Raw genomic sequence first — 12,096 nt, 5'->3', positions numbered from 1 at the left:
GGGCGAGGCCCGGCCACGGGTGGTACCCGAGCACCAGGCGGCCTGCCGCTACGCAGAGATTGCGGGGTGGATCATGGCGATCACCACCGAACGCACCCATGTGCCCGCGGGGCTGCGTCCGTCCAAGCACGGCACCCGCGAGCAGACGGCGGCCAGGCTGCTCCGGTCGGCGGAGCGCAAGTCGTACGACCCCACCGTGGACATCGACTGGGACGCGCCACTGGACCCGGACGCCTACGGGATGACCCCGGAATGGTGCAGCCTCTACGGCACGGAGCTGTGGGAGTCGATGTCGGAGCGTCGGCGTATCGCACTGACGAACCACGAGGCGGCGTCGATCAGCTCGACGGGCATCTGGTTCGAGATGATCCTCATGCAGATGATCCTGCGCGACGTGTACTGGCAGGACTACGCCTCCGAGCACGTGCGGTTCGGGCTCACCGAGATCGGCGACGAGTGCCGGCACTCGACCATGTTCGCCCGCGCCGCGCAGCGCATGGGCATCCCCAGTTACACGCCGAGCCGCGTGGTCATGTGGCTGGGATCGTTCTTCAAGTCCACGTCCACCGGCTCGCTGGCCTACGGCGGCACGCTGTTCGCCGAGGAGATCCTCGACATGATGCAGCGCGACTTCCGCCGCGACCCGCGCGTGCAGCCGCTCACCCGCCGGGTCAGCGAGATCCACGTGACGGAGGAGTCGCGGCACATCCGCTTCGCCCGCGAGGAGACCATCCGCAAGGCGGCGACGCTGGGCCGGGTGCAGCGTTGGTACGCCCAGTTGCTCATGGGGCTCACCGCGTACCAGATCATCACCAACCTCGTGAGCCCCGAGGCGTACCGCGCGGTGGGGCTCGACCCCAAGGAAGCGCGCAGGGCGGCCGCGGCCAACCCGCACTACGCGGCGATGGTGCACGAGGGCTGCGCCAAGACGGTGGAGTTCCTGGACTCGGTGGGCCTCATCGGCGGGCCGTCGACGGTGCTGCTGCGCCGGGCGCACATCCTCTGACCTGCGGGTGGGCCGCCGGGTGGCGATAGGATCGGCGGCGATGAACGAGTACCGGATCGACGAGCTCGCCCAGGCCGCCGGCGTCAGCGTCCGCAACGTGCGGGTGTACCAGGAGCGCGGGCTGCTGCCGGCGCCGCGGCGCGAGGGCCGTGCCGCCTGGTACAGCGACGGCCATCTGGCCCGGTTGAGGCTGATCGCGCGGATGCTCGAGCGCGGCTACACCTTCGCCACCATCGGGGAGCTGCTCACCGCCGCGCAGGAGGGGCTGCGGGTCACCGACCTGCTGGGTTCCGCGCCGCCGCCCACGCCCGCGGGGCCGTGGCGAAAGCTGCGCTCGGCCGCTCGGTTGCCGCTCGCGGAGCTGCGGCGCCTCTTCGGCGAGGATCCCACGCCGGAGCGCATCCGCAGGTCGGCCCGGCTCGGCGCGCTCGCCGATGGCGTCGCGGGCGAGGACGGCTACGTCATCTCGCACCCGCAGCTGCTGCAGGCGGCGGCCGAGCTCATCGAGGCGGGCATCCCGCTCGACGCCCTGCTGACCCTGGCGGAGCAGGTGAAAGCGGACACGGACCGCGTCGCCCAGCGGTTCGTCGGGATCGTCGCCGACCACTACCTGGGCGCGCCCGGCCTCGAACGGCGCGTGGACCTGGACGCGGCCGAGGTGGCCGAGGTGGCCGACCTCATCAACAGGCTGCGCCCGCGCGCCAATCAGGTGCTGCAGGTGCTGTTGGCGCAGAGCATGGACGTGGAGATCGGCAAAGCCCTGCAGCGCGCCGCGGACCAATTGGGCGCCGGCCCCGAGGAGGACGGCGGTGCGGCCCCTGTGGCGGATGATGCACAAGTGTGACCTCCGAACCTTCACAGTTCGGGACTGCCGCGCGCGTGACTGCGTTGTAATGTATGTAGCCGTTACAAGCGGTGCGGGATATCCCGGCCTTGCGTGCGGCGCCCCCCGGAAGGGGCGGGCCGGCACGGTCGTGGCACTCCGCGCGTGAGCGAGAGGACGAGGCGATGGCGCTGCGGATCACGGGGGCGGAAGGGCGGCGCTCCGCCGTGCGCTCGCTTGTCGATGCGTCCGCGCGGCTCGCTTCGGCGCGGTTGTTGCCGGGCGGCACCTCGCGCACCGACGCGGCGCGGCTCGCCGCCCGCCGCGCGGCCATGGACGCGTTGCTGGCGGACCCGGCCGAGGATCCGCGCGTGCTGGCGGTCACCGCGGACGACGGCAACCCCGTGCACGTGGTGGAGCGCGGCCCGGCCGACGGCGTCCCCATCGTGTTCATCCACGGGTGGGCGTGCAACAACCGCATGTGGAACGCCCAGGTCAACGAGCTGTCCAGGGAGCACCGCGTGGTCTGCTACGACCAGCGCGGGCACGGCCGCACCCCCAGCGGGGCGGCCCCGGCGTCGATGGACACGCTGGCCGACGACCTTGCCGCCGTACTGCGGGCGACGGTGTCGCCGGACGCGCCGGCCGTGATCGTCGGGCACAGCATGGGCGGGATGACGGTCAACGCCTGGGCGTCGCGGCACCCGGAGCAGGTCTCCGCCCACGGCCGCGCGGCGATGCTCATCAGCACCGCCGCCGACAGGATCCTCCACGATTTCGGCGTACTGCCGTTCCCCGAACGCCTGCCCGGGGCCTTCGCGCTGGGCCGCGCCGCGATGGGCGCGCCGTTCTCGGCCGCCCTGTTGCCGGAGTGGGGGTTCCACTACGTCACGATGGGCGGCTACGCCACCGCCGCACAGGTGGCGTTCTGCCGCGAGATCGTCAACGCCTGTCCGGCACGCAACCGGGGCCGGTGGGGAACCGCGATGAGCGATCTGGACGTGCGTGCCGGGCTGGAGTCGCTTACGGTGCCCACGACGGTGATCGTAGGCACCGACGACCGCCTGACGCCGCCGGTCCACACGCGGCGCATGGCCGAGGTGCTGCGCGAGTCCGGCCGGCTGGAACGGCTCGTCGAGCTGGCGGGCGTGGGGCACATGGTGCCGGTGGAGGCGCCGTTCGAGGTCGACGCGGAGATCCGACGGCTCGCCGCGCTCTGACCCGTTCTCGGGCCAGCGGCAGGGGTCATCGACCGGCACGCTCGCCGGTCAGCTGAACACCACCGTCTTGTGGTCATGCACGAGCACCCGGTCCTCGAGGTGCCAGCGCAGCCCGCGGGCCAGCACGAGTTTCTCGATGTCCCGGCCCTGACGCACCATGTCGCGTGTGGTGTAGGTGTGGTCGATGCGGGTGACGTCCTGCTCGATGATGGGCCCGGCATCCAGCTCGGCGGTCACATAGTGGCACGTGGCGCCGATCAGCTTGACACCGCGGTCGAACGCCTGGTGGTAGGGCCGCGCGCCCGCGAACGACGGCAGGAAGCTGTGGTGGATGTTGAGGGCGCGGCCCGCCCAGTGCTCGCACAGCTCGGCCGGCAGCACCTGCATGAACCGGGCCAGCACCACCGCGTGCGGGTCGTGGGCGTCGACCAGGTCGCGGAGCTCGGCGAAGGCGGCCGCACGCGCCTCGGGGTCGGCGCCGGCCTTGGGGAACGGCACGTGGTGGAAGGCGATGCCGTGCGCGCGCACCACCGGTTCGAGGTCGCGGTGGTTGCCGATTACCGCGGTGATCTGCCCGGGAAGCTCGCCCTGGGCGGCGCGTCCCAGCAGGTCGTGCAGGCAGTGGCCGTCCTTGCTCACCACCAGCACCACGCGCTTGGGGGTGCCCGAGTCGTGCAGCGACCACTCCGTCTCCGGCCCCAGCTCGGCGGCCACCGCGGCGAACCGCTCGCGCAGCTCGTACGCGCTGAGCTCCACCGACGACGCGCGGATGGCCTGGCGGGTGAAGAACCAGCCCGAGTTGGGGTCCGCGTGGTAGGCGGCCTCGACGATCCAGCCGCCCAGGTCGGAGAGGAACTCCGAGATCCGCGCCACGATGCCCGTGCGGTCGGGGCAGCCGAGGCTGAGGACGTAGCGGCGGTCGTCGGCCGCGGAGGAGGTGTTTCCAGCGGGGATCATGCGTCCCATTTTGGCCCAGGGGGTCCGGCAGGGGTGCGGCGGGCGGTGTGCCAGGCTCGCAGGCATGAACGCACAGGCCGGCACCGGATCATTTCGCAGCACCGTCGCGTCGATCGTCGACCACACGCTGCTCAAACCGGAGGCCACGGCGGCCGACGTGCGGGCCTTGATCGCCGAGGGGCGTGCACTGGGCGTCGGCGCGGTGTGCGTGTCGCCGAGCATGCTGCCGGTGCACGCCGGCGGGCTCGTCGTCGCCGCGGTGGCGGGCTTCCCGTCGGGCAAGCACCATTCGCTGGTCAAGTCTGCGGAGTCGGCGTTCGCGGTGCAGGCCGGCGCCCAGGAGATCGACATGGTCATCGACGTGGGCGCCGCCGTGGCCGGGGACTACGGCGCCGTCCTGGCGGATGTGCTGGCCGTGCGCGAGGCCATCGGCCCGGACATCGTGCTCAAGGTGATCCTGGAGACCGCGGTGCTCGGCGACGAGGCCATCGTCGAGTGCTGCCGCTCGGCCGAGCGCGCGGGGGCCGACTACGTCAAGACCTCCACCGGATTTCACCCGGCCGGCGGCGCGAGCACGCACGCCGTCCGCCTCATGGCCGAGACGGTGGGCGACAGGCTCGGCGTGAAGGCCAGCGGCGGGATCCGCACGGCCGAGGCGGCGATGGCGATGATCGACGCGGGCGCCACCCGGCTGGGGCTCTCCGGCACGCGCGCCGTGCTCGACGGGCTGCCCGAGGGCTGACGGCCGGCCCGTTCAGGCCCGGCCCGCCCCGTCGGGCGTTCCCGTCCGGTCAGAAGATGCTGCAGTCGATCTGCGGCCCGTCGGTCGTGTTCAGCGGCGCCTGGCCGCCGGTCGTGGTCAGCGGCGCCTGGCCGCCGGTGAGTCGCACCTGCAACCCCTTGCCGGTGACATCCACCGACTGCGGCGCCATCTCCAGCGGATAGTCGGCCAGGTTGCGGGTGAGCAGGTCGATGATCTGCTGGGCCCCGCCCGTGGGCAGGCCGATGCCGAAGGCGGTGATGTCGGAGGCCTCCATGGTCACCACGTTGCCGCTGATCCGCGGGGTCAGCGATATCCGGCCCAGCCCGCCGGCCACGGCCACGTCGATGGTCCCCGCGGCGGGATCGCTGGTGACCCCGGTGATGAGCATGCCGAATGGGAGCGTCTGCAGGCTGGCGAGCATGTCGTCGTTGCCCCAGGTCACCGTGGCTTCCGACGAGCCGACCGAGCCGGTGCCGTCGCCCTCCGGCAGGCGAATGTCGTGGATGGTCGAGCGCAGCTGCAGCCCGCGCATGGCGGCCTCGCCGGGGCCGGCGAGGTTGATGCCGTCGCTGTTGATGCTGATCGACGACACCGTGCCGGTGATGGCCGTCAGCAGCAGCGGGGTGGCGCCCAGGCTCACGTCGACGTCGCCGTCGACCTGTTGTTCCAGCGCGGTCGCAACGCAGTTCCCGACGCGGTCACGGGCGTAGAACTCGCCTCCCACGACGACCGCCACCAACGCGACGACCAAACCGATCGTGACGAAGAGGGCGGTGTGCCGGCGACGGCGCGGGGTGCGTGAAGGCGCTCGATTAGTCATCGGGACAGATTGTCCACGATCAACCTGAAAGAATGATGAGAATCTTGTCGGCGCCGTGTCTCAGCTGTGCGAACGCAGCCAGTGATTGGTGAAGCCCTCCTCGATGCCGAACAGGTTCTCCAGATTCTCTAAGATCACGTCCTCGAGCTTGCCTCCGACGAACGGGATGTTCACCTTGGCCTCGGGGGTGTAGTGCAGCACCGATCCGGCGTCGTCGTCGGTGAGGGTGACGTCGCCGCCCAGGCTGCCCGGCGCGGTGGGGATCGTCGCGGAGAAGCTGCCCGTGGTGACGCCGCCCGGAGCGAACGGCCCGAACGCCGCACGGCGGGTGATGACGAGGTCGGTCTGCAGCACCGTTTGTGCCACGGCGGGCATCATCTCGCGTGCGATCACCTGCGTCATCTCCACCCGGATGCCGTCGTCGCCGGACTCGAACGACTCGACCACCGACACGGGCGTGAACTCGCGGAGGCGGTCCATAAGACCGTCCCAATACGCCTTGTCGGCCAGCGCTGCGTAGGTGCGTGCTGCGTTCCCGGACAAGCGGGCCGAGTACTCGATGCGTCGTGGCATGGGGGCAGGTTACCGTGGGCTGCTGTGCACACTCTCGATCTCCCCGGGCTCGCGGCCGACGCCGGCGCCGGGCACGCCGCCGGCGCCGCACTGGCGGGCCTGACCACGCTGCGCGTCGGCGGCCCCTGCGCCCATCTGGTGACCTGTGCCGACACCGGGGCCCTCGTGGCCGTGGTGCGTGCGCTCGACGCGGCCGGGGTGCGCACCCTGATCCTCGGCGGCGGGTCCAACCTGGTCATCGCCGACGCAGGCTTCGACGGCGCGGCCGTGCGGGTGGCGACGGCGGGGATCGACATCGACGGGACCCTCGTGCGCGCCGACGCGGGCGCGCTGTGGGACGACGTGGTGGCGCGGACCGTGGCGGCGGGGCTCGGCGGCATCGAATGCCTCTCGGGGATCCCCGGCTCCGCGGGGGCCACCCCCGTGCAGAACGTGGGCGCCTACGGGGCCGAGGTCGCCGACGTCCTCGAACGCGTGGAGCTGCTCGACCGCGGCACCGGTGAACGGCACTGGGTGACACCGGACGCGCTGGAGCTCGGCTACCGGACGTCCGTGCTCAAACACCGGGATGACGCGCTGGTGCTCACCGTGGAGATGCGCCTGCGCGGCGACGGGCTCAGCGCGCCGCTGCGCTACGGCGAACTGGCGGCGCGGCTGGGCGCCGAGGCGGGGGCGAGGCTGCCCGTCGACGAGGTCCGCCGCACGGTCCTGGGCCTGCGCGCCGGCAAGGGCATGGTGGCGGACCTGAGGCTCGACGACGGCACACCCGACCACGACTCGTGGAGCGCCGGCTCGTTCTTCACCAACCCGGTGGTCGACGACGCGCGGCTGCCCGCAGTGCTGGAGGCGGTCGCGGCGCGCGTCGGTGCGGACGCGCGGGTGCCGCAGTACCCGGCGGGCGAGGGGCGCACCAAGCTGTCGGCCGGGTGGCTCATCGAGCGCGCCGGCTTCGGCAAGGGATACCCCGGCGCCGGCGCGCCGGCGCGGCTGTCGACCAAACACACGCTGGCGCTCACCAACCGAGGGGCGGCGCGCACCGGCGAGCTGCTGGCGCTGGCCCGCGAGGTGCGCGACGGCGTGCACGAAGCCTTCGGGGTGCTGCTGGTGCCGGAGCCGGTGCTCGTCGGCTGCGAGATCTGAACTGTGGCGCGGCCCGTCGGCCGCCGCCCGCCGGCCTCAGATCCGCCGGTTGACCCGCCCGTCGTGCGCCTGGTCCCGCGGCCGCACCACGATCTGGTCGAGGTCCACGTGCGACGGGCGGGTGGCGGCGAACACGACGATGTCGGCGATGTCCTCGGCCACCAGCGGGGTGACCCCCGCGTAGACGTTGTCGGCGCGTTCGGCGTCGCCCTTGAATCGCACCAGGGAGAACTCGGTTTCGACCATTCCAGGGCAGATCTCGGTGAAGCGCACCGGCTTGCCCAGCAGTTCGCCGCGCATCGTGCGGTGCAGCAGGGCCTGCGCGTGTTTGGCGGAGGTGTACCCGGCACCGCCGTCGTAGGAGCTCAGCGCGGCCACCGAGGTGACGGTGACGACGAGCCCGTCGCCCGAGTCGATCAGCCTGGGCAGCAGCGCCTTGGTGACGCGCAGGGTCCCCAGGACGTTGGTCTCCCACATCCAGCGCCAGTCGTCCAGGTCGGCCTCCGCGACGGGGGCCAGGCCCTTGGCGCCGCCGGCGTTGTTCACGAGCACGTCCACCGGTCCGGCGGCCGCGGCGAACGCGTCGACGGAGTCCTGGTCGGTGATGTCGAGCCGGTGCGCGCGGCCGCCGATCTCGGCGGCGATCGCGTCGATGCGGTCGGTGCGGCGGGCGCCGAGGACCACGTCGAACCCCTGCGCGGCGAGGGCGCGGGCACAGGCTTCGCCGATGCCGGAACTCGCGCCGGTGACGACGGCGGTCCGGCGGCGCCCGGCCGCCCCGTCCGCCCGCTGCTGGTCCGCACGCTGTTGCTCGGTGGTCGCGTCGACGCCGCGGGCGAGTTCCTCGTGCGCGGCCGGGCCGCCTGGGCCGGCACCGGACGCGGGGCCGCCGGTGCGTGAAGCAGGGTGATCTGATGCCATGCCCCGACCCTAATCGCCGGGCCGCCGCGGCGGGGCCGGTGCGATGTCTCACCCGCGGGCGGCCGGGGTTGCTGCGCGGGCATACTCTGGGGGCCATGGCAGAGCACAGTGCTGCGGTCCGGCAGGTGGTTGCGTCGGACGGGACGCGCATCGTCTACAGAGCCGACGGCCGGGTCGGCGCGCGCCCGCTGATCCTGGTGCACGGATGGGCACAGTCGTCCGCCTGTTGGGGGCCCAACGTGCTCGCGGCGCTCACCCGCCAGTACCGCGTGATCGCGGTGGACCTGCGCGGCCACGGCTATTCCGACGCCCCCGAGGACGCGTACGACGATCCGTCGCTGTGGGCGGGCGATCTGCGTGCCGTCCTGGACGCGGAGGGGATCGGCGCGGGGGCCGGCGCGGTGCTGCTGGGCTGGTCCTACGGCGGGCTGGTGTGCTGCGACTTTCTCGACAACGAGCGCGGCGCCGCGGCGGACGGCACCGTGGGTGGGCTGATCCTGGTGGGCGCGCTCACGGGGATCGGCCGCGGGCAGAAGGGCGGCCGCGTGGGCAAGGCCATGCGCACCGCGATGCCGTCCGTGCTGGCCACGGACGCCGCGGTGGCCGTTCCCGCGATGATCGAGCTCACGTCGGCCTTCCACGGCGAGGTGCACGGCAAGGGCGAACGCGAACAGGCGCTGCTGGCGCTGGCGCTGGGCACGCCGCCGCGGGTGCGCACGGCGCTGTTCAACCGCAACTCGGGGCACGACGAGATGCTCGCGTCCCTGGACATCCCGGTGCTCGTGATGCACGGCACGGACGACCGCATCGTCGACCCGAGCGCCGCCGAGCACGCGCTGGCGACGATCCCACAGGTGCGGCCATCGTTCTGGGAGGGCGGCGGGCACGCGCCGTTCATCGAGAACGAGGGGCGGTTCATCAGCGAGATCGACGAGTTCATCGACGTGCTCGACGGCGCCGGGGGCGGTCGATGACGGGGGGCGGCGCCTTCCCCCTCCCCGGCGGCGCGTCCTTTCCCGGTGGCGCGGCGGGGCACCGGGAGCTGCGCCGGGTGGCCGTGCTCTCGCTGCACACCTCGCCGCTCAACCAGCCGGGCACGGGCGACGCCGGCGGCATGAACGTCTACGTGCTCGAGACGGCCCGCGAGCTGGCACGCCGGGGCGTGGAGGTGGAGATCTTCACGCGCGCCACGCGGTCGGACCTCCCGCCGGTGGAGGAGGCCGCGCCGGGCGTGCTGGTGCGCAACGTCGTGGCGGGGCCCTTCGAGGGGCTGGACAAGCGCGACCTGCCGACGCAGCTGTGCGCGTTCACCGCCGGGGTGCTGCGGGCGGAGGCCCAGCATGCGCCCGGGTACTACGACCTGGTGCATTCGCACTATTGGCTGTCCGGCCAGGTGGGCTGGCTGGCCCGCGACCGGTGGGCGGTGCCGCTGGTGCACACGGCGCACACGCTCGCCGCGGTGAAGAACGCGGCGCTGGCGGCGGGCGACGTGCCCGAGCCCCTCTCGCGGCGGATCGGCGAGCAGCAGGTGGTGGCCGAGGCCGACCGCCTGGTCGCCAACACGGCGGAGGAACGCCGCCAGCTCATCGCGATCCACGACGCCGACCCGGACCGCGTCGACGTCATCGCGCCCGGCGCGGACCTGCGCAGGTACCGGCCGGGCGACACCGCCGCAGCGCGTGCCGAGCTGGGCCTGAACCCGGCCGAGACGGTGGTGACCTTCGTGGGGCGCATCCAACCGCTCAAGGCGCCGGACGTCCTGGTGCGGGCCGCGGCGCGCGTCCTCGAACAGGAACCCGAAACGAATCTGCGCGTGCTCGTCGTCGGCGGGCCGTCGGGCAGCGGGCTGCGCCGGCCGGAATCGCTGATGGCGCTGGCCGCGGAGCTGGGCATCGCCCACCGGGTCACCTTCCTGCCGCCGCAGCCGCCGGACCGGCTCGCCCAGGTGTACCGCGCGTCGGACGTCGTCGCGGTGCCCAGCCACTCGGAGTCGTTCGGGCTGGTGGCGATCGAGGCGCAGGCGTGCGGGGTGCCGGTGGTGGCGGCGCGCGTCGGCGGGCTCGGCGTGGCGGTGCGCGACGGCGAGACCGGCATCCTCGTCGACGGCCACGGCATCGACCGGTGGGCGGCGGCGCTGGAATCGCTGATCCGGCAGCCGCGGCTGCGCGCGCGGATGGCGGCCGCGGCGCCCCGGCATGCGGCGGCGTTCTCCTGGAGCCACACCGCGGAGGGGCTGCGCAGCACATACCGGCGTGCCATGCTCGACTGGGACGCGCAGATCGCGGGGCAGGTGGCGGGACGCCCCGGCCAGGACGAGCACGGGCAGGACCAGCACGGGCAGGACCGGGAGGCCGGCGCGGGCCGGCGGCGATTGCGGGAGGTGACGGCATGAGCAGGCACGGCATGGACGGCGAGGCCGGGACAGGGACGCGGACGGTCGACGACGCCGTCGCGTTGATCGGCGCCGCGCTCGACGCTTCCGGCATCGACTACACGCGCCCGGAGGGGCCGCATTTCGTCCTCACACTGCCCGGCGAGCGCAAGCTGAAGACCACCTGCCTGCTCACCGTCGGAGTGCACGGGGTGCGGGTGGAGGCGTTCGTGGCCCGGCACCCGGACGAGGACCATGCGGCCGTGTACAAGTGGCTGCTGCGGCGCAACCGGCACCTGTTCGGCGTGCACTACACGATCGACAAGATCGGCGACATCTACCTGGTGGGCCGCATCTCGACGGACGCCTTGGGACCGGACGAGCTCGACCGCGTGCTGGGCCAGGTTCTCGAGGCGGCGGACGGCGACTTCAACACCATCCTCGAGCTCGGATTCCACACGTCGATCCGGCGTGAATGGCGCTGGCGCACGGTGCGCGGCGAGTCGTTGCGCAACCTCGCCGCGTTCGAGCATCTGGTCACCGACGAGGACCGGGCGGCGGCCGCGCGCGGCGAGATCGGCCGGGCCGGCGACCCCCCGCGGAACGTGGTGACCGAGGCAGGGTCGGGGCCGGCGTCGGGTCCTGGTTCGGGCGACGGGCAGGACCTGGGATAATCGTCGCCATGACTATGGGAACCCTGGTGCTGCTCCGCCACGGCGAGAGCGATTGGAACGCAAAGAACCTGTTCACCGGCTGGGTGGATGTCGCGCTCACGGACAAGGGCACCGCCGAGGCACGCCGCGGCGGCGAGCTGCTGGTGGAGCACGGCCTGCTCCCGGACGTGCTCTACACGTCGCTGCTGCGCCGTGCCATCACCACCGCCAACCTGGCGCTGGACGCCGCGGACCGGCATTGGATCCCCGTCAAGCGCGACTGGCGCCTGAACGAGCGGCACTACGGCGCGCTGCAGGGCAAGAACAAGGCGGAGACCAAGGCCGAATTCGGCGAGGACCAGTTCATGCTGTGGCGCCGCAGCTACGACACCCCGCCGCCGCAGATCGCAGCCGGCAGCGAGTTCAGCCAGGACACGGACCCCCGCTACGCCGACCTGGATGCGGTCCCCATGACCGAGTGCCTCCAGGACGTCGTCGAACGTCTGATCCCGTACTTCGAGGCGGAGATCGCCGCGGACCTGCGCGCCGGCCGCACGGTGCTCGTCGCGGCGCACGGCAACTCGATCCGGGCGCTGGTCAAGCACCTCGACGGGATCTCCGACGAGGACATCGCGGGCGTGAACATCCCCACCGGCATCCCCCTGCGCTACGACCTCACCGACGAGGGCGGCGCGCTGCGACCGGTCACGGTCGGCGGCGAGTACCTGGACCCGGAGGCCGCCGCGGCCGGTGCCGCCGCCGTCGCCGGCCAGGGCAAGTGACGCGGCCGTGACGCGGAAACAGCCGATGCGCGCAGCGCACCCCCGGCACGCGGGGAACCGGGGGTGA

13 protein-coding genes are annotated in these 12,096 nt (G+C 72.8%); 9 read left to right on the top strand and 4 right to left on the bottom strand.

Annotated features, from left to right (window positions below; translation table 11 throughout):
• Positions 1 to 73 precede the first annotated feature (73 nt).
• From H4F70_RS16345 to H4F70_RS16335, 3 genes are all read left to right on the top strand, one after another.
• Complete coding sequence (locus tag H4F70_RS16345; protein WP_182357946.1) at positions 74 to 1,006, top strand: AurF N-oxygenase family protein; 933 nt, start codon at positions 74 to 76, stop codon at positions 1,004 to 1,006.
• Positions 1,007 to 1,046: 40 nt separating this feature from the next.
• The gene (locus tag H4F70_RS16340; RefSeq protein ID WP_182357945.1) at positions 1,047 to 1,850 is read left to right on the top strand and encodes a MerR family transcriptional regulator; all 804 of its coding nucleotides are present in this window, start codon (positions 1,047 to 1,049) and stop codon (positions 1,848 to 1,850) included.
• 164 nt (positions 1,851 to 2,014) lie between these two features.
• Positions 2,015 to 3,049, top strand: a complete 1,035-nt coding sequence (locus H4F70_RS16335; protein ID WP_235681164.1) for an alpha/beta fold hydrolase — start codon at positions 2,015 to 2,017, stop codon at positions 3,047 to 3,049.
• Positions 3,050 to 3,097: 48 nt separating this feature from the next.
• Here H4F70_RS16335 and purU read toward each other — a convergent pair whose 3' ends face one another.
• Positions 3,098 to 4,006 carry a formyltetrahydrofolate deformylase gene (purU, locus tag H4F70_RS16330; RefSeq protein ID WP_182357944.1) on the bottom strand — a complete coding sequence of 303 codons (909 nt, stop codon included), beginning with the start codon at positions 4,004 to 4,006 and terminating at the stop codon, positions 3,098 to 3,100.
• A 64-nt stretch (positions 4,007 to 4,070) separates the two neighbouring features.
• Between purU and deoC the strand changes: the two genes are divergently transcribed.
• On the top strand, positions 4,071 to 4,748 hold the full coding sequence (gene deoC / locus H4F70_RS16325; RefSeq protein WP_235681163.1) for a deoxyribose-phosphate aldolase: 678 nt from the start codon (positions 4,071 to 4,073) through the stop codon (positions 4,746 to 4,748).
• Positions 4,749 to 4,797: 49 nt separating this feature from the next.
• Here deoC and H4F70_RS16320 read toward each other — a convergent pair whose 3' ends face one another.
• The gene (locus tag H4F70_RS16320) at positions 4,798 to 5,589 is read right to left on the bottom strand and encodes an LmeA family phospholipid-binding protein (RefSeq protein WP_182357942.1); all 792 of its coding nucleotides are present in this window, start codon (positions 5,587 to 5,589) and stop codon (positions 4,798 to 4,800) included.
• A gap of 60 nt (positions 5,590 to 5,649) precedes the next feature.
• On the bottom strand, positions 5,650 to 6,162 hold the full coding sequence (locus H4F70_RS16315) for a DUF2505 domain-containing protein (RefSeq protein WP_182357941.1): 513 nt from the start codon (positions 6,160 to 6,162) through the stop codon (positions 5,650 to 5,652).
• Positions 6,163 to 6,186: 24 nt separating this feature from the next.
• Between H4F70_RS16315 and H4F70_RS16310 the strand changes: the two genes are divergently transcribed.
• Positions 6,187 to 7,302 (top strand): UDP-N-acetylmuramate dehydrogenase, encoded by a 1,116-nt coding sequence (locus H4F70_RS16310; protein WP_182357940.1) that lies wholly within the window; start codon positions 6,187 to 6,189, stop codon positions 7,300 to 7,302.
• Positions 7,303 to 7,338: 36 nt separating this feature from the next.
• Here H4F70_RS16310 and H4F70_RS16305 read toward each other — a convergent pair whose 3' ends face one another.
• Positions 7,339 to 8,223: an SDR family oxidoreductase gene (locus tag H4F70_RS16305; protein WP_182357939.1), complete on the bottom strand. Its 885-nt coding sequence runs from the start codon at positions 8,221 to 8,223 to the stop codon at positions 7,339 to 7,341.
• A 95-nt stretch (positions 8,224 to 8,318) separates the two neighbouring features.
• Here H4F70_RS16305 and H4F70_RS16300 point away from each other — a divergent pair, with 95 nt between their 5' ends.
• From H4F70_RS16300 to H4F70_RS16285, 4 genes are read left to right on the top strand one after another with little or no spacing between them, the layout of a single operon-like run.
• Positions 8,319 to 9,197 carry an alpha/beta fold hydrolase gene (locus tag H4F70_RS16300; RefSeq protein ID WP_182348006.1) on the top strand — a complete coding sequence of 293 codons (879 nt, stop codon included), beginning with the start codon at positions 8,319 to 8,321 and terminating at the stop codon, positions 9,195 to 9,197.
• Complete coding sequence (gene mshA / locus H4F70_RS16295; protein WP_182357938.1) at positions 9,194 to 10,615, top strand: D-inositol-3-phosphate glycosyltransferase; 1,422 nt, start codon at positions 9,194 to 9,196, stop codon at positions 10,613 to 10,615. Before H4F70_RS16300 ends, mshA begins: the two co-directional genes overlap by 4 nt.
• Positions 10,612 to 11,268 carry a type III secretion system chaperone family protein gene (locus H4F70_RS16290; protein ID WP_235681162.1) on the top strand — a complete coding sequence of 219 codons (657 nt, stop codon included), beginning with the start codon at positions 10,612 to 10,614 and terminating at the stop codon, positions 11,266 to 11,268. The genes mshA and H4F70_RS16290 overlap by 4 nt, the downstream gene beginning before the upstream one ends.
• Positions 11,269 to 11,276: 8 nt before the next feature.
• On the top strand, positions 11,277 to 12,029 hold the full coding sequence (locus tag H4F70_RS16285; protein WP_182348004.1) for a phosphoglyceromutase: 753 nt from the start codon (positions 11,277 to 11,279) through the stop codon (positions 12,027 to 12,029).
• Positions 12,030 to 12,096 lie beyond the last annotated feature (67 nt).

The sequence above is a fragment of the Tomitella gaofuii genome (genome assembly GCF_014126825.1).
In the GTDB taxonomy this organism is placed as follows: domain Bacteria; phylum Actinomycetota; class Actinomycetes; order Mycobacteriales; family Mycobacteriaceae; genus Tomitella; species Tomitella gaofuii.
This window is presented reverse-complemented; position numbering and strand designations above follow the sequence as displayed.

What these genes read in the sequence shown, in the direction of transcription:
- H4F70_RS16320 (WP_182357942.1), bottom strand. Translation starts at nt 5,589, where the DNA reads ATGACTAATCGAGCGCCTTCACGCACCCCGCGCCGTCGCCGGCACACC.
- deoC (WP_235681163.1), top strand. Translation starts at nt 4,071, where the DNA reads ATGAACGCACAGGCCGGCACCGGATCATTTCGCAGCACCGTCGCGTCG.
- H4F70_RS16335 (WP_235681164.1), top strand. Translation starts at nt 2,015, where the DNA reads ATGGCGCTGCGGATCACGGGGGCGGAAGGGCGGCGCTCCGCCGTGCGC.
- purU (WP_182357944.1), bottom strand. Translation starts at nt 4,006, where the DNA reads ATGATCCCCGCTGGAAACACCTCCTCCGCGGCCGACGACCGCCGCTAC.
- H4F70_RS16305 (WP_182357939.1), bottom strand. Translation starts at nt 8,223, where the DNA reads ATGGCATCAGATCACCCTGCTTCACGCACCGGCGGCCCCGCGTCCGGT.
- mshA (WP_182357938.1), top strand. Translation starts at nt 9,194, where the DNA reads ATGACGGGGGGCGGCGCCTTCCCCCTCCCCGGCGGCGCGTCCTTTCCC.
- H4F70_RS16285 (WP_182348004.1), top strand. Translation starts at nt 11,277, where the DNA reads ATGACTATGGGAACCCTGGTGCTGCTCCGCCACGGCGAGAGCGATTGG.
- H4F70_RS16315 (WP_182357941.1), bottom strand. Translation starts at nt 6,162, where the DNA reads ATGCCACGACGCATCGAGTACTCGGCCCGCTTGTCCGGGAACGCAGCA.
- H4F70_RS16345 (WP_182357946.1), top strand. Translation starts at nt 74, where the DNA reads ATGGCGATCACCACCGAACGCACCCATGTGCCCGCGGGGCTGCGTCCG.
- H4F70_RS16300 (WP_182348006.1), top strand. Translation starts at nt 8,319, where the DNA reads ATGGCAGAGCACAGTGCTGCGGTCCGGCAGGTGGTTGCGTCGGACGGG.
- H4F70_RS16340 (WP_182357945.1), top strand. Translation starts at nt 1,047, where the DNA reads ATGAACGAGTACCGGATCGACGAGCTCGCCCAGGCCGCCGGCGTCAGC.
- H4F70_RS16290 (WP_235681162.1), top strand. Translation starts at nt 10,612, where the DNA reads ATGAGCAGGCACGGCATGGACGGCGAGGCCGGGACAGGGACGCGGACG.